Genomic DNA, 15,116 nt, shown 5'->3' with positions numbered 1-15,116 from the left:
AAAAAAAATCAAACATGAAACCACTATATCTGATACTACTGATGACAGGCTTTGGTCTGAGCGGTAGTGCCCAGCAGCCACAAAAACCATCCAAAGAAGAGCGGTTGAACAATATATCGAAAACCCTTTTAGTGGATAAGCAGAAAGCAGAAGAGATAGTAGCCGCGCTGGATTATAATGTAGAGAAGATACGGAGTACAGCCCGCGATACCAATTTAAAAGGCCCTGCCAAACAAGAGCTGATGAAAAAGCTTCATGAAGAGCGGCAGGCTAAGATAAAAGCCACTCTCACTCAAGAGCAGCTGTCAGCCATGCACGCTAAGATAGCGTCTATAATAGCCGATCGCAAAGCTAAGGCAGAGGCACATAGAGCCGAACGAGCCAAAAAATTAGAAAAGAAGGAAAAGGAGCAGAAGGAGCTAAATAGGGACAAGAAACCATAACCAAAGTCACAACCATGAGAAGAACAACCTTCCTGCTGTTAATGCTGATGCAAGTCAGCCTGATGACCGTAGCCCAATTTAATCAATCGAATCAGCGACAAGCAAGTGAAAGCCACCAAGAGGTTCAATACCGGTTTAAAAGGGTGTTTTATCAGAAAAGGCTGGGCATAGACTCCTTAGCTGCCATGCGTCTGGTAAAAGCTGATGAAGAAAAGCAAATTGAAATGGATAAGCTATTCAATGACGTTTCAATGGACATTCCTGCACGGGCACAGGCCCTAAAAAAGCTGGAACAGGAGCATCAACAGAAATTCAGCACAACCTTAAATAGCGCACAGTTGTCGCGCTTATCAAGCAAAGCTCAGCAACAGAAGTCCTCAGAAAGTGTGCACCTTAAGTACAAAGGCGATAGTCTTAGCCGACGTGTGTCGGCCCTGCAACAGGAGTACCGCTCAGAACTTAGTGCCGTGGTCAAAAACCTAAACCTGGATTCAAAAACGAAGCAAAAAAAAATACAGGCACTGCTGGACGAGCAACAGCTCAGTATTAATGCTTTATACAAAGCCGAGCAGCACCGGAGAGAACAGATACAAAGGTTACAACCGAAAGGGAAAGCGCAGAAGGGGATAAAACAAGATAAGAAACTATAAAGACATCTATTTTACACTATAAACCTGTCAAAATGAAAAAAACATTAGGGTTCCTTACTACCTTCCTGGTAAGCATTGTTGCCGCTAGTTATGGCCAGACCAGCAGCTTGAGTGGAGACAAGAATTATGTAGTTACCTATACCCCGAGGGTAGAAGGCATTACCATTCCCTCGCAGATAAGCGGTAAGCCAGCCAACGAAGTAAACCAAAACGTTCAATACTTCGACGGCCTGGGCAGGCCGATGCAAACCGTAGAAACCTTTGCGAGTCCCGGCAAAAAGGATATTATCCAACACATAACTTATGACGCTTATGGGAGAGAAGCCAAAAAGTATCTCCCCTATACCGAAGGAACAAGTTATGGAACCTACAGGAGCAATGCATTAAGCAGTCAGAGCAGCTTTTATAACAATGGAGCGAACCACGGTGTCGTTACCATCCCCTCAGCGGGAGGCATCACACCATCCTTTGCAGAGACCAAATTTGAGCCTTCCCCGCTCAACCGGGTAGTAGAACAGGGCGCACCAGGCGGTCCCTGGCAGTTGGCTAGTGGCCATACCATAAAAACAGAATATGGGGCCAATACCACCAATGAGGTACAACTTTGGAGTGTGACCAGCAATGGCGCCACAACAAACGGCGCTTACTATCCAGCAAACTCTTTGTATAAAACTACCATTAAGGACGAGAATTGGACATCGAATCAAGTATTTCCACTGGCTGGTATCAGCGAAGAGTTTAAAGATAAAAGTGGTCAAACTGTTTTAAAGCGGACCTATAACGTTAAAGACAATGCCCTTCAAACTCTTTCTACTTATTATATTTATGACGATCTGGATAATCTGGTCTATGTGATTCCCCCTGGAGCCAGCCCTGCCAGCTTTACAGAAGGTGATGCCATCTTTAATCAGTATATCTATGCTTATCATTACGACCATAGGAATCGGGTGGTAGAAAAGAAGATACCGGCTAAAGGTTGGGAGTATATGGTTTACAATAAGCTCGACCAGGTAGTGATGAGCCAGGATGCCAATCAGCGGAGCCATGCAAATCAAGACTGGTTAGTAACCAAATATGATGCACACGGAAGAGAGGTGTTCACAGGGATATGGGTGCATAATGGAAGCACGGCGAACGGGTCCTATCGTACTGGCTTGCAGAGTAATGTTGACAATCAAGCCTATCAATGGGATATCAGACAGTCTGGCGGCAACGGATATACAAATTCACTATCAGAATACAGAACGTATCCTCAGACCATAAACACCACGTTGACATTAAGCTACTACGACGATTATAATTTTCCGGGCAATAGTTTTGGAGGCAGTTCTGTCGGTCAAAGTCCCAATGTAACTACGCTGCTCACCGGTACTAAAACAGCCATACTTGGCAGCTCAACCATGCTCCTCACAGTAAGCTATTATGATGGTGATGGCAGGGTCATACAAAAGAAATCGGAAAACCATCTCGGGGGAACGGATATCGTCAACAACACATACAGCTTTACCGATGAGTTGCTTACCTCTACAAGAATTCATACGGTAAATGGCAACACTACCACTATTGCTGACAGATATGAATACGATCATGCAGGTAGAAAAAAGAAATCCTTTCAACAAATTGGCGGCACTGAAGTTACCCTGTCCAATAGCGATTATAATGAGGCAGGCCAGCTCAAAACCAAAGAGCTTCATTCTGCAAATAACAGCGCGTATATCCATAACACGCAGTACTCATATAATGAACGGGGCTGGAAAAGGACTATTGCAGGAAGTAAATTTAATCTCACCTTAGCCTACGATACTGATATTTTAACCGGAGCCACTCCTTCTTTTAACGGAAATATTACCGAAGCAAGGTATACAACAGATCATTCAGGTACCAACCAGATTCGTTACGAATATGATAAAGCCAACAGACTGATCCGTTCGGTGCATGCTCAAGGAGTACTTACCGAAGATAATATTCAGTATGATTTGATGGGAAACATACAATATCTTGAAAGAGGTAATTATGGGAACCTGAGTTATACCTATAATGGTAACCAGTTGTCATCTGTAAGCGGTTACTTAAATAAAACATATAGTGACTACGACGCCAACGGTAATATGAGAGCCGATGGTACCAAGCAATACTTCTACAATATTCTGAATCTGCCCAGCCTTGTGCAGCACCAGGGCGGAGGTACCATATTGACCTATACTTATGATGCAGAGCGTAATAAATTGCAAAGTACCGGCAGTACAGGTACCTGGGATTACCTGGATGGGATACATTATCAGAATAATCAGCTAAAGTTTATTAATAACGAAGAAGGCCGGGCAGTATATAATTCTTCAGCCGGAACCTTTAAGTACGAATATGCTTTAGAAGATCACCTCGGTAATGCCCGGGTATACATTGATGAATCCGGAGGCCAGGCGAGAGTGATCCAGGAAGATGAATATTATTCTTTCGGATTGCGGAGAGGACGTTATGATTATGCATCGAATAACCGTTACCTTTATAACGGTAAAGAGCTGCAGGATGAGATAGGCATGTACGATTACGGTGCACGCTTTTACGATCCTGCTATAGGGCGCTGGCATTCGGTAGACCCCAGGGTAGAAGAAGACGATGAATGGAGCCCCTACAACTATGTACGCAATAACCCCGTTCTTTATAACGACCCAGACGGAGAGCTCTGGAATGTAGTAATTGGCGCTGCAATCGGTGCAGCGGTAGATTACGGTACACAGGTAGCGGGCAATATGGTGGCAGGGAAGAGCCTGAGCCAGTCTTTAACCCAGGTAGATGGGAGATCTATTGCAGCCTCTGCAGTATTAGGAGGTATTACTTCGGGTGCCTCAGCCTTAGGTGTAGGAGGAGCCAAAGCGACCGTGATAGTAGGTGCACGGGCTGCACGTGCCATACCGAAAGTTACCACTGCCCAAAAGGTTGTAGCTAAGACTGCTACTACTGCTAAGAGGGTGGTGGAGAAGGCGAAGGAGAATCGCGCAGAAGCGGCGTCTAAAGGAATACCTCAAAAGCAATTGGGGCCAAGTGGTAAACCAAAGATACACACTGTTGAAAAATCGAATTTAAAATCTGCTAAAGACGCTGCAAGGAACAATCCTAAGTCAAACACTGCGCCTACAAAGCATTCAAGTGATAAAGGTCAAAAGACTCACTATCATTCTACCAAGGATAATGAAAAGCTCAAAGGAAAAGATAATGTTCATTATGTTGATAGATCATCAAAGAAAAACCCGGAATGAGAAAAAATAAATATGAAATGATATGGCTCAGCTTTGTTAACGTCAAGGCAAAAGATGGGATTGAGTTTAACAGCCTTATTGATATAGAAGAGCCTACTGACCGAAAATATATTGGTGCATGGGCAAATATATTGGTAAAAAGCGAATCCATACCTGAGGCTATAGATATAATTAGCCAAGGGTTGAGTGAATTGAGGTTTGAACTTGTGTTTATCGATAAAATTGAAAATTTTATGTCTCTTGTTGAAGCTAAGGAGGTTGATGAAATGGTAATAAAAGAAGCTGACTGGCTACTTAAATCAGATTTCGTATTTAAAATAAGCGACAGAATATTTCCCTACGACAATGTTAAGTAACGATGTCGAGACTCAAATTTCATATGCCCCTTAGGTCTTACCAAGCTATTGTGACTAGTATAAAAGATATCTTTCTCCTAATCCTTCGTTTTCGAAGTACACTAACTTTCCAGGGATACAGGATATAAAAAAAACTAGCCTTTGGGCGAAAAGAAGACTAAGGGCCTGTTCGATGGTTGTTACTTTCCTGTCAAACTCGGAATGTTCGCAAATTATGTAACAGCGCTCTGGAGCATTATTGCGCTTTAATAAGTCTATAATAGAAGCAGAATATTGTTCGCTGGGTAGAATTTTATGGGCTCTCTCATAATTCAACTCTAAATGGGAGAGAGACAAACGGAATTTATCTCTTCCTTTGTTGTAAGCTAAGAGAGTAAGATATCGTTCTTGCTTATCTTTTTTTATAAATGATTGTATAAGTGCCGCTTCATGTTCCATTTAGTTGAAGGTTTTGGAGACTTTAATAGGTTACAAGAATAGATAAAAGATTACCATACCTCTACTCTCTGTGCACTGGTTCGCTAGAGAGTCGAAATATGCTGCTGTTTGTAAAGATTTCATAAAGGGTTACACCAGAAAAAACTATGAACGAAAAAGACCAATTTAAAGATTTAATTAAGTCAAATATAGATAAATACGGCTATCACATAACTATAGTAGGTAGTATTTAGAGCCCAGGTATGCATATACCGTTGGGCTAGGCAATGTGTTTGGTTTTGAACTGATTTTTGCGGGTGGAATATATTATCTGGAAGATGAATTGCTTGTTGTCTTTGATAATATCATTAAAGGGTTGAAAAAAGAAAAGGATGAACATGATCGAAAAATTACTGTCGATACTTTAGGGACTTTTTTCGCTTTCAAAGGTAGATCCTTCTTGGAGTAAATTAATGATGTTGGGTGTATTTGATTTTTACAAACAAGAAGAAGTTGAAGCTTTACAAATCTTACCTGATCGAGAACAATATACCCTTAATATTCCTGATATGTCTAAAAAATTTAATGTCTCTTCAGAACCAGTTTGGCAATGGCTAGATCGTAAATGGGATTATTCCGTTCCAGAAGACTCAACGGTTGTCACTAACATCAATGCTTTATTAGGCCACACAATTACAGAAGTGATGCGTTGGAAAAATGATGCGTGGGAAATGTTTGCTGGTGCTGGGCCTGATGTAGAGGAAAAAGATATGCGGGTAGTATCATTGGGAACAATATTGGGCATTGACCCTACAGTTTCGCCAGCGACTAATCTCGACATCGGTAAGGGACTATGGAGAGATTCACTTGATTCAGACTGGAGTAACTGGGGATAGTTTTCTGGAGGGGATAATGTAAGTACAAAAAATGGTAATATTGAGCTAACAGAAGCTAAAGGGTCTGCTACAGCAAGATTGACAAAAAATCAAAAGGCTGCCCATCCTTCAATAGAAAAGAACGGGGGTACTGTAGTCGGTAATAAAGGGGCTGCTCAAGGATATCCGGCTGGAACCAAGATCCCTCCAACAAAGGTAAATGTGGTTCGTCCAGGTGATTTATGATTACAATGACTAAAAGAGAGTTTTTAAAGCAAGAGGTTTTGAAAGGCGTTGCATATTTTGCGAAGCCATTTGGTTTTACTCTGAATAAATCACTAGGGGAGTTATCTAGAAAAACGGTAGATGGGTGGGAGAAATATCAAATTATCTTTCTTCAAAAAGATTATGGCTGGCAATTGCACCCTACCGTATTAGTGCGAAAAAATGCTGTCGAAGATATCTTTCATCAGATATCAGACTTTGAAGATAAGTATAAGAAAGGTACTCCAACAATCGGTAGCTCGATAGAAGCTCTTTTGTCTGCTACAATAGAAAATCGGCTTACGATTACCGACGAGACGGAAATTGATATCGTAGTTAATAGTTTGATCGATTCATTTAAGGAAGTTGCTTTACAGTTTTTTAATAAATATGAACCTCTTAGTACAATACATACCGCTCTTAATACTAGACCCGAGGATACATCTCTGACAGGTCCGATATTTAAAGGCTTCAAAGGATTAATTATAGCGTATCTAGTAGAATCAGAAAGTTATACCGATCTGAAAAACGTTTATAAAAAGTATTACCAAAATTTTGAGGCGGGATTTTATTTGCCAAATTATGAACGGTTAATAGAGTTGTTAAACACTAATATTCACAAAGCCTCCAGATAGAGTATTAAGTGAACTTTGGTGCAAATAGCATAACCACAGGGTTCTTTTATAACGACCCCTTAGTAACGCAAGTCTTCGCCAGAAATGGTAATGACGTTAACCACTAATGGAAACTACAGATCAAAAAAAGAGGCGACTCTTTGGGAAGCAATATTTGCCATCTTATTTAAAAGAGCTTAATAAAATTACCAAAAGGCAAGTTGCGGCTAGTGATTTACTTACAATAGTCGATACTGATGAGCTTTACGACGTTAAATTTCAAAATACACCTATTTGTACGATTAGGCTCAAATTCGAAGACAAGGCTGAATTAGAGAAATTACTTGAAGACCTTCGTTCTCAAAAAGATACTGAATATTTTTTATTTACCTCTTATTCGGGTGATTGCGGCACTCTTAAAATCAAATCATTAAAAGAGTTTAATATTGATTTTTCTTTTAGTGATGAACATGCTGGTCTAATTAGTTTGATTTCTGAGGATTTATCACAAAAAATTCTCTTGGATTTTTATGAGGAGGAGGGTATAGAGTATCTAGAAGTTGAAGTATATCGTAAAATTTAAATGATAGAAGAAAATGAAAATCTTAAGAATTGGGAAGGAAGTATTTTTAACGCAATTAAAGACGTTGCAGACATTGATTCTCAGAAAAAAACTTGGTTAGGAAAAGATCCGCATTATATTTCGTCATTTTCTGAAGTTATAAATATCTTATACGATGATTTCGATTTCGAGCAATATGTTAAATATTATGAGCAAGTGAAAGGTAAAGATGCTCTATATATATTATTCTCAGAATTAGATGAAAAGATAAATGAATATGATGCTTCAGGAAAAACAGACGAGCAAATATTAGAAGACCCCCCTTGGATAGAAATTACACAAAAAGCAAAAGAGATTAGTAGGATGCTGGATAATAGAACTAGTCTTCTAAGTTCTTAATAATTTAAGCCGTTGGTGTTCTCCAGAGACTGAAATTTGGCTTAGGACAAATAGACATAGATATACAAGAATATGTGGTTGTAAAAGAAGGCAAGTGGACTATTCTGATAATGTTGAGAAGTCTGTAAAGGTGATTTTAACCTGTGGTCGGTGTTTTCACCGTACCACAACGATCTGTCTAGTCAATAAGCTGCGGTATGGTGGAACACCAACCGCAAGTGTAAATGGCAAAGCGAAGTCAGAGGGGTGGAACGTCCGGTAACCCAATTAGATCAGTAAGTCCAAAAATCCTAGAAAGGATCAATATGAAAAAGAAGCAAACAAACTTTAAAATTTATGGCAAGGCAACAGAGAACAGTAGGCGCATTTTTAAAAATTAATTTGCCTAACGGAAAGTTTGGTTATGCAAGGATATTAAAGGAGGCATCATATGCCATCTATGATCTTACAACCTATGAGGTAGTTGATGTAAATGAAATAGCTAAGCATAATGTGCTCTTTTTTGTAGCTGTTTATGATGATGTTGTTACGTCGGGTCGATGGGAGAAGATTGGCAAACGTCCGTTAGAAGAACAATTTTTTGGACTTCCAATGAAGTTTATTCAGGATGCACAGAATCCAGATAAGTTTTCCTTATACGACCCTAACTCTGGAGATATAACAGCAGCCAATAAAGAAGATTGTCTAGGTTTAGAAAGAGCTGCGGTATGGGAAGCCGAACATGTTGAGGAGAGAATAGTCGATCATTACGAAGGCAGACCTAACAGGTGGGTTGAAGAGATGAAGGCGAAATAAATGATTCTTTGTTGTTGCTCAAAGAAGTTTGGATGCTTTTATAAAAAACAATACATTTAATCCAATTTCTAATCCTGATGAAACTAAACCTTACCTTAAAATCCGGCGCGGTCCTTTTTTGTTTGCTCCTTTTATCCTCATGCAGTGAGTTTATCGAAAAAGATCTGGACGATTCGAAAGTATTTCTAACCTCGCCAGGAGATAATCACGAGACAAACAAGTACAATCAAACTTTCTGGTGGGAGCCGATTGATAATGCTTCTTACAGGCTTCAGATTGCATCACCGTCGTTCACAAACATTGCAGAACTGCTTATTGATACCTTAATAAAAGGCAATAATAAATTTAGTATTACGCTTGATCCGGGCGAATATGAATGGCGTGTACGTGCCGAAAACTCGGGCACCAGTGGCTTGTACTCCACACGTAGTCTGGTTGTCCACGAGTCGTCAATTGCCGCCCAGCAGATACAAGTTAAGGGCCCCGGCAGCGGATATATCACCAATCAAAAAAATATAACGTTCAATTGGTACGGCTTATTTGGCTCTGAGATGTACCGGATACAGATTGACACCAATAATTTTTCAGACCCAGCTAAGTTGGTTTTTGATTCGGCCACGCCAAGCCTTTCTCATGCAGTTTCGCTTACTAAAGATCAATCATACCAATGGCGGATACGAGCAGAAGCCGGTGCCGATGAGGTTTCTAAATGGTCGCCCATATTTCAGTTTACCCTGGATGCTACCGCCCCTGATAAAGTTAACCTGAGTTTGCCGTCTAACGGTCAGGTGGTAAACAAACCTGTAACGCTGCAATGGGCAGGTGTGGAAGGCGCATCGAAATATCAACTGGTGGTTTATAAGGCTGATGGCGGAACCAATTATAATTCATCTTACCCCATGTTATTAAACGGGACAAGTTTTAGTTTCAATGAGGGACAATTTAATGAGACCCTTTACTGGAAAGTGAGGGCGGTAGACGCGGCGGGTAATTACGGCGCCTTTAGCGAAGTGAGAAGCTTTACGGTGCAGTAGATGAAGAACAAAGCCTTAACTTACCTGCTGATCCTGTCGGTATCCGCTGTTTGGGGAATAATCTTCTACAGGGTGTTTAGTGCAACAGATAGCGATGAAGTGGTATCAGGACCTCTGCAGAAATCTACCTTCGTTAACGAATCGCTCGATGATTACAAACTGAAAGATACTTTTACGCTCGCACTTAACTATGGCGATCCATTTCTCGAAAACTCAAGCGAAGCCATAAAAGCAAATGAACCGGCATCTCAAAATACTGCTGTTGCAATAGCAATCCATAACCCTCAGCCGATCGCGCCCCAGGTGAACTGGGATGCGGTAAAATATACTGGTTATGTGTTGAATTCTTCTGATAAGCGGGTAACCGCAATTATGACTTTGAATGGAAAGGAATACATGCTAAGCGAAGGGCAGGACGTTGCAGGACTTAAGCTGCTGAAGAACCTTAAAGATTCTGTTAAAGTAATATATCAGGGTAAGACCAAATTCATTCGAATACAATAAGCTATGCGTTACATCTACATCCTAGTTTTCATTTCTTGTTTCTCCAAAGTGTTTTCACAAAGCTATCTTAAGGAGGTAACCGCCGTCAGTCAGAAGGTCATGCTCAACAGCACAGAGCAAACTATTGTGGCTCATCTGTATCCTGTTAACGAAGAGGTGCATGCCGACCCGGAACTGTTTTATTACTGGTATAGCGCTAACCAGGTGAACCGTACTCAGGGAGGCTATAGTGGAAAATTGCTCAACGGCCCGTATACGGCTTTTTACACGAACAAGAACCTCAAGGAGCAGGGTGAATTTAAGAAGGGATTGCAGCATGGGGACTGGAAAACCTGGCATGAGAACGGGCAGCTAAAGGAGATTGTGAAATGGCGTTCAGGATTAAAGACCGGACCTTTAAGAGAATATAACGAGCAGGGTGGGGTTAGCCGGACTGGCCGTTACCGGCAAGGGAAATTACAAGGCAAGGTTACCACATACACCGGTAAGGATAGTGTGCAGGTGTTGAAGTACGATGACGGAGAACTTGTTGTTAAACCGACGAAGGAAAAGAAAGTTGCCGGCACTGTATCTAAAGTCAAAAGGAAAGTGAATGGGTTTTTTAAGGTCATCTTCAGAAAAAAGGATAGCGATACAATTCCAGCGGAGTCTTCCGAAACCAAAAAAAGAAGGAGCAAGGAATAGCCCAGGATTTGCGGCCTCAAAGAAATAATGCTTAAAGCATCAGCCCTCTATATCGTTATCGTAATCGCAGTAGTGATTGCGATTTTCTCTGCCTCGCTGATCAGCACGGCCTATTTTTACAGGCTGGAGCTTCAAAAAAATATGCGCTATGACAGATTACTTACTAATCTGAACTCCGGTACAGCCATTCTTCTGTCGAAAGATTATAACCAGTATGAGAGTGATATGCTTACTGCAATGCCGGGAGATAATTCAGACAGTATCATTCTTCGCAAGGAGAAATGGGGGCTTTACGACCTGGCCTCTGTGAAGTCCTTCACACTCAGCGATACCGTTAAAAAGGCCTTCTTTATCGCAGAAAATTACAATGATTTATCAGCAATGTATGTAAGTGATGAGGATAGACCTATCTCGGTAAGCGGCAGCACCCGGATCACCGGAGATGCAATAGTGCCTAAAGCCGGCATTAAGCAGGCTTATGTGGAGGGTAAGCCTTATTCGGGAGGGAAAGAATTAGTAAATGGCGTGATCAGAAGCAGTTCAAGATCGTTGCCTCCTTTAAGTGCTGAGCGGCTTTCTTTTATAGAACGCTGGCTCAATGACACGAGGGGCAATGCTTCCAACCTGACGGATTCCGTATTCAACTCTTTCTTCCATGAAGCGCAGGTTATTCGTATTTCTAAATCAGCTGCTTCGGTTTCCAATACCAGCATCGGGGGGAAGATCATCCTTTTGTGCGACACCACTTTAAGGATTTCTCGCAGTGCAGCTCTACACAATGTGCTGGTATTTGCTCCCGCTATTGTGATTGAAGAAGGCTTTAATGGAACTTGTCAGCTTTTTGCCCGCGATTCTATAGTCGCGGGAAAGAATACCGTGTTTAATTATCCCTCTTGCATGGGAATCATTAAATCCTCATCTTCTAAAATTCAATCGAAAATAGCTTTAGGAAGCGGCTCGGTATTCTCGGGGATTTTGTTTGCTTTCGAGAAAAGCCGCAGCGATTTGCAAACTCAAATCTCCATGGGAAAGAACTGTCGTGTGAAAGGTGAAGTATATGCATCAGGGTTTATAAAAATGGAGAGACCGGTAACTGTTTTTGGGAAAGTTTCCTGTAACCGTTTTATTATTCAAACTCCAACCACACTCTATGAAAATTACCTGATTGATATTACCCTTAACCGGAAAAACCTGAGTAAGTATTACCTGAGCTCATCGTTGTTTTCACAGAGTATACCAGAAAGAAGAATTTTAAAATGGCTAAACTAATGTTAAAGCGTGTCGCAGCTTCTACACTTTTAGAAGTAATCATTTCTATGGTAATTATCATGGCGGTGTTTACCGTAGCCATAGGCATTTACACCAAGGTTACTCAATCAGCTTTTTCTTTCAGCAGGGCAGGCGCACAACAGCAAATGAAAAAGATCCTCCAGGAGAGTATTGAAAATAAGGATTTCGAAGATGCGGTTGTTCAGGTTGACAGTATTGAATATACCAAAACAGTTACAGCCTACGCAGGCTATTCTGATCTGCTTTATGTAAAGATCGAAGCCAGTCAGAACGGTCAGAGGCTTGCTGAACTAAAGCAGATTATCAAAAAGCAGGAGGATGAGAATTAATAGTAAGCTGAACGCTTTTACGATTATAGAGGTGACCGTTTCGATGTTGCTGGCGACCATTAGTATTGTGATTGCTTATACCGCGTACCGGGTAGTAAGCAATTCTTACCGCCAGTTTGATAAGAAGAATAAGACGATATCTGAATTTACACTTACCGATAAAATGCTGAAGAGGGATATCTCTCTTAGTACAAAAGTGCTGAGAGCAACCGATGGTTTTTTGTTAACGATGCCGGAAGGGGAAGTGCGGTACCAGTTTCAGCCGGATTATATCTTGCGTAACCAATACAACCTGCGAACAGATACCTTATTTATCCGGAGTTCTGAGTTGCTAAGCGTGTTTGAGCAAAAGGAGGTGTTTGAAGGGGACTTAGTCGACAAGATCAGTTTTAAGATCGCTCTGGAAGATAAAACAATACCTTTAAGTTATACTAAGAAGTATAGCGCGGAAGAGTTGTTTGAATGAAATAGATAAAGATGATTAGTCATGCCATCGATAGATTTATCCTCTTATAAAAGTCCTAAAAAGAAGAAGCCTGTATCGGGTAATGCCTTCTCATGGGCAGAGGTTTTGAACAAGGAGATCTCCTTTGGTAAGCCGCAGGTGCCCGACCGGAAGAAGGAGGCTTTCTATTTAGAGTTAAGTACTTTGTTGCTTTCGGGCATCGACCTGAAAACTGCTTTAGAGCTGATCCTCGTTGACCAGGATAAAGCTAAAGACAAAGTGTTCTTTACAGAGATAAAAGACAAGGTGTTAACGGGCAGTCCGTTGTCTGAAGCCATCAGAAGCACGGGCAAATTCAGTGATTATGACTTTTACAGCATTCGCATCGGGGAAGAAACCGGCAGGATCGGTGAAGTGCTTACCAATCTGGCCAAGTATTTTAAGAGCAAGATCTCTCAGCGGCGCAAAGTGATCAGCGCGGTAACGTATCCCGCCATTGTGTTAACGACTTCTATGGGGGCAGTGTTCTTTATGCTCAAATTTGTGGTGCCCATGTTTGCCGATGTATTTCAGCGCTTTGGGGGCGAATTGCCATTTATTACCGCACTGATTTTAAAGGTTTCGGGATGGTTTGACCAATTTTTCTTATATGGCTTGGCTGGCTTGTGCTTGCTGATCGGTTTTGTTGTGATGAGCCGGACTAAACCTTGGTTTAGACAACTTTCATCTGCCTTAATTCTTAGACTTCCTGTAATCGGGGAGATCGTAAGAAAGATTTACCTGGCACGCTTTGCCAATACTATGCGCCTGCTGGTAAGCACGGACACTCCTCTTCTTCGTTCTATTGCATTGGTTAGGCAGATGATAGGGTTTTATCCTATTGAACTTTCTTTAGCCGAAGTGGAGCAATCTATCCTTAAGGGCGAATCATTGCATAAGAGCCTTTCGAAATTCAGCTTTTATCCACCTAAGCTTGTCCAACTGATAAAAGTAGGCGAAGAAGTAAACCGCTTGGATTACTTCTTTGAAAAAATAGCTAATCAGTATACCGAAGAAGTAGAGTACCGGACCGGTACTATAAGCAGTTTTCTAGAGCCATTGATTATAATTTTTCTGGGTTTGGTAGTGGGGGTGATTTTGATTGCGATGTATTTGCCGATGTTTCAGATGAGTAATGGTTTTTAATGGACATGGTTTGGAGCGCATCTTTACAAATTACATAAAGACTACCAAAACTTAAATCACTTGGCCAACCGGGCTATTGCCTTGTTAGAGTGTTGATCTCTATTACCGGCTTCAACTTAGAGGAATTGCCTATTTCAGAACGGAACCTTGGCTTTTTTGGTGAAGCCATTATCATGTCTCTGCTTTCTGATAGCGTGCTTGGATAATCAGAGTTATAATCCTTTCTAATGCACTTAAATATAACAGCACATTAATAAATAAACCCATTATTGTTTTTTACACTGCAGTTTGGCTGCAGTGAGCCTCTTTATTTTTGATGATACCAACTTAACAAGTATTAATCATGTCGAATCTGAATTTCTTTCTCAACACTATTAGATCCAGAACTGCAAACAATCGATTTATCAGAATGCCAGCATACTCCTAATATCATGGTGACTACTTTATTTACAGCTCAACTAAAACCTACTTGTATTTCTTATGATTTTCTCAACTTTGATGTTCCCTGCCCAAATCAAACGTTTAACGTCAGCGAGTCCAACGATTAAGAGAGCAACAGCGCGAATCAAGAAAGTGATCTTGCAGTTGGCCTTTTTGCTGTTTAGCCTACACGCTATTTCTCAAGACAGGCTCCCTAGTCAGATTCCACCCTCCCCATTAACCATGCAAATGCAAAAGTATGGGGATTTTCCCGTGAGCCATTTCACTGGAGTTCCGGATATTAAAGTGCCAATTTACACGATACGGGAAGGAGATATTGAGGTGCCGATTTATCTCAGCTTTCATGCGTCCGGATTGAACCTTAACGACAATCGTGGACTTATCGGCCCGGGATGGACATTACACACAGGAGGTATGCAGTCTCGCGTAATTAATGGGCTTCCAGATGGTGGTCCGTATCAATTGTATCTCCCGGCAGATTTCACCTATAACTACGATACCCGTTATCAGGAAATGAAAGATACTTACTCCAAAACGTGGATTGATCATGAGTTGGATATCTGGAGTTACAA

At 41.2% G+C, this 15,116-nt stretch carries 17 protein-coding genes; 16 read left to right on the top strand and 1 reads right to left on the bottom strand.

The genetic code is table 11. From position 1 onward, the window contains the following. The first annotated feature begins 14 nt into the window (after positions 1 to 14). From J3P43_RS15325 to J3P43_RS15310, 4 genes are read left to right on the top strand one after another with little or no spacing between them, the layout of a single operon-like run. On the top strand, positions 15 to 443 hold the full coding sequence (locus tag J3P43_RS15325; protein ID WP_255903976.1) for a hypothetical protein: 429 nt from the start codon (positions 15 to 17) through the stop codon (positions 441 to 443). A 14-nt stretch (positions 444 to 457) separates the two neighbouring features. After that, the gene (locus J3P43_RS15320) at positions 458 to 1,093 is read left to right on the top strand and encodes a hypothetical protein (protein WP_255903974.1); all 636 of its coding nucleotides are present in this window, start codon (positions 458 to 460) and stop codon (positions 1,091 to 1,093) included. A 32-nt stretch (positions 1,094 to 1,125) separates the two neighbouring features. Continuing rightward, entirely contained in the window at positions 1,126 to 4,350 is a 3,225-nt protein-coding gene (locus tag J3P43_RS15315; RefSeq protein WP_255903972.1) for a DUF6443 domain-containing protein, read from the top strand. Continuing rightward, the gene (locus J3P43_RS15310) at positions 4,347 to 4,706 is read left to right on the top strand and encodes a hypothetical protein (RefSeq protein ID WP_255903970.1); all 360 of its coding nucleotides are present in this window, start codon (positions 4,347 to 4,349) and stop codon (positions 4,704 to 4,706) included. The genes J3P43_RS15315 and J3P43_RS15310 overlap by 4 nt, the downstream gene beginning before the upstream one ends. A gap of 54 nt (positions 4,707 to 4,760) precedes the next feature. On the opposite strand, the gene J3P43_RS15305 is transcribed toward J3P43_RS15310, so the two are convergent. Then, the gene (locus J3P43_RS15305; RefSeq protein WP_255903968.1) at positions 4,761 to 5,144 is read right to left on the bottom strand and encodes a hypothetical protein; all 384 of its coding nucleotides are present in this window, start codon (positions 5,142 to 5,144) and stop codon (positions 4,761 to 4,763) included. Positions 5,145 to 5,596: 452 nt separating this feature from the next. Here J3P43_RS15305 and J3P43_RS15300 point away from each other — a divergent pair, with 452 nt between their 5' ends. The 12 genes from J3P43_RS15300 to J3P43_RS15245 all read left to right on the top strand — a co-directional run bounded on the left by J3P43_RS15300 (position 5,597) and on the right by J3P43_RS15245 (position 14,103). After that, positions 5,597 to 6,019: a hypothetical protein gene (locus J3P43_RS15300; RefSeq protein WP_255903966.1), complete on the top strand. Its 423-nt coding sequence runs from the start codon at positions 5,597 to 5,599 to the stop codon at positions 6,017 to 6,019. A 230-nt stretch (positions 6,020 to 6,249) separates the two neighbouring features. After that, the gene (locus J3P43_RS15295; RefSeq protein WP_255903964.1) at positions 6,250 to 6,897 is read left to right on the top strand and encodes a hypothetical protein; all 648 of its coding nucleotides are present in this window, start codon (positions 6,250 to 6,252) and stop codon (positions 6,895 to 6,897) included. A gap of 106 nt (positions 6,898 to 7,003) precedes the next feature. Beyond that, complete coding sequence (locus J3P43_RS15290; protein WP_255903962.1) at positions 7,004 to 7,459, top strand: hypothetical protein; 456 nt, start codon at positions 7,004 to 7,006, stop codon at positions 7,457 to 7,459. Next, complete coding sequence (locus J3P43_RS15285; RefSeq protein WP_255903960.1) at positions 7,460 to 7,837, top strand: hypothetical protein; 378 nt, start codon at positions 7,460 to 7,462, stop codon at positions 7,835 to 7,837. It begins immediately after the preceding gene. 336 nt (positions 7,838 to 8,173) lie between these two features. Next, positions 8,174 to 8,632, top strand: a complete 459-nt coding sequence (locus J3P43_RS15280) for an immunity 26/phosphotriesterase HocA family protein (RefSeq protein WP_255903958.1) — start codon at positions 8,174 to 8,176, stop codon at positions 8,630 to 8,632. Positions 8,633 to 8,709: 77 nt separating this feature from the next. Then, positions 8,710 to 9,666 (top strand): fibronectin type III domain-containing protein, encoded by a 957-nt coding sequence (locus J3P43_RS15275; protein ID WP_255903956.1) that lies wholly within the window; start codon positions 8,710 to 8,712, stop codon positions 9,664 to 9,666. Further along, positions 9,667 to 10,170: a hypothetical protein gene (locus J3P43_RS15270; protein ID WP_255903954.1), complete on the top strand. Its 504-nt coding sequence runs from the start codon at positions 9,667 to 9,669 to the stop codon at positions 10,168 to 10,170. It abuts the gene before it with no gap. 3 nt (positions 10,171 to 10,173) lie between these two features. Then, a complete protein-coding gene (locus J3P43_RS15265) occupies positions 10,174 to 10,854 on the top strand; it encodes a toxin-antitoxin system YwqK family antitoxin (RefSeq protein ID WP_255903952.1) in 681 nt (226 codons plus the stop codon). A gap of 27 nt (positions 10,855 to 10,881) precedes the next feature. Further along, positions 10,882 to 12,123, top strand: a complete 1,242-nt coding sequence (locus J3P43_RS15260) for a hypothetical protein (protein ID WP_255903950.1) — start codon at positions 10,882 to 10,884, stop codon at positions 12,121 to 12,123. Then, complete coding sequence (locus tag J3P43_RS15255; protein ID WP_255903948.1) at positions 12,111 to 12,473, top strand: hypothetical protein; 363 nt, start codon at positions 12,111 to 12,113, stop codon at positions 12,471 to 12,473. The genes J3P43_RS15260 and J3P43_RS15255 overlap by 13 nt, the downstream gene beginning before the upstream one ends. Beyond that, complete coding sequence (locus J3P43_RS15250) at positions 12,463 to 12,939, top strand: PulJ/GspJ family protein (RefSeq protein ID WP_255903946.1); 477 nt, start codon at positions 12,463 to 12,465, stop codon at positions 12,937 to 12,939. Before J3P43_RS15255 ends, J3P43_RS15250 begins: the two co-directional genes overlap by 11 nt. A 21-nt stretch (positions 12,940 to 12,960) precedes the next feature. Further along, complete coding sequence (locus J3P43_RS15245) at positions 12,961 to 14,103, top strand: type II secretion system F family protein (RefSeq protein WP_255903944.1); 1,143 nt, start codon at positions 12,961 to 12,963, stop codon at positions 14,101 to 14,103. The last annotated feature ends 1,013 nt before the right edge of the window (positions 14,104 to 15,116 follow it).

Source organism: Paradesertivirga mongoliensis (assembly GCF_024436395.1).
GTDB classification, from domain to species: domain Bacteria; phylum Bacteroidota; class Bacteroidia; order Sphingobacteriales; family Sphingobacteriaceae; genus Paradesertivirga; species Paradesertivirga mongoliensis.
This window is presented reverse-complemented; position numbering and strand designations above follow the sequence as displayed.

Bases quoted from the DNA above. Each gene is read 5' to 3' on its own strand.
- J3P43_RS15275 (WP_255903956.1), top strand. From the start codon at position 8,710: ATGAAACTAAACCTTACCTTAAAATCCGGCGCGGTCCTTTTTTGTTTG.
- J3P43_RS15280 (WP_255903958.1), top strand. From the start codon at position 8,174: ATGGCAAGGCAACAGAGAACAGTAGGCGCATTTTTAAAAATTAATTTG.
- J3P43_RS15250 (WP_255903946.1), top strand. From the start codon at position 12,463: ATGAGAATTAATAGTAAGCTGAACGCTTTTACGATTATAGAGGTGACC.
- J3P43_RS15265 (WP_255903952.1), top strand. From the start codon at position 10,174: ATGCGTTACATCTACATCCTAGTTTTCATTTCTTGTTTCTCCAAAGTG.
- J3P43_RS15295 (WP_255903964.1), top strand. From the start codon at position 6,250: ATGACTAAAAGAGAGTTTTTAAAGCAAGAGGTTTTGAAAGGCGTTGCA.
- J3P43_RS15245 (WP_255903944.1), top strand. From the start codon at position 12,961: ATGCCATCGATAGATTTATCCTCTTATAAAAGTCCTAAAAAGAAGAAG.
- J3P43_RS15270 (WP_255903954.1), top strand. From the start codon at position 9,667: ATGAAGAACAAAGCCTTAACTTACCTGCTGATCCTGTCGGTATCCGCT.
- J3P43_RS15300 (WP_255903966.1), top strand. From the start codon at position 5,597: ATGATGTTGGGTGTATTTGATTTTTACAAACAAGAAGAAGTTGAAGCT.
- J3P43_RS15285 (WP_255903960.1), top strand. From the start codon at position 7,460: ATGATAGAAGAAAATGAAAATCTTAAGAATTGGGAAGGAAGTATTTTT.
- J3P43_RS15325 (WP_255903976.1), top strand. From the start codon at position 15: ATGAAACCACTATATCTGATACTACTGATGACAGGCTTTGGTCTGAGC.
- J3P43_RS15320 (WP_255903974.1), top strand. From the start codon at position 458: ATGAGAAGAACAACCTTCCTGCTGTTAATGCTGATGCAAGTCAGCCTG.
- J3P43_RS15315 (WP_255903972.1), top strand. From the start codon at position 1,126: ATGAAAAAAACATTAGGGTTCCTTACTACCTTCCTGGTAAGCATTGTT.
- J3P43_RS15255 (WP_255903948.1), top strand. From the start codon at position 12,111: ATGGCTAAACTAATGTTAAAGCGTGTCGCAGCTTCTACACTTTTAGAA.
- J3P43_RS15290 (WP_255903962.1), top strand. From the start codon at position 7,004: ATGGAAACTACAGATCAAAAAAAGAGGCGACTCTTTGGGAAGCAATAT.
- J3P43_RS15305 (WP_255903968.1), bottom strand. From the start codon at position 5,144: ATGGAACATGAAGCGGCACTTATACAATCATTTATAAAAAAAGATAAG.
- J3P43_RS15260 (WP_255903950.1), top strand. From the start codon at position 10,882: ATGCTTAAAGCATCAGCCCTCTATATCGTTATCGTAATCGCAGTAGTG.
- J3P43_RS15310 (WP_255903970.1), top strand. From the start codon at position 4,347: ATGAGAAAAAATAAATATGAAATGATATGGCTCAGCTTTGTTAACGTC.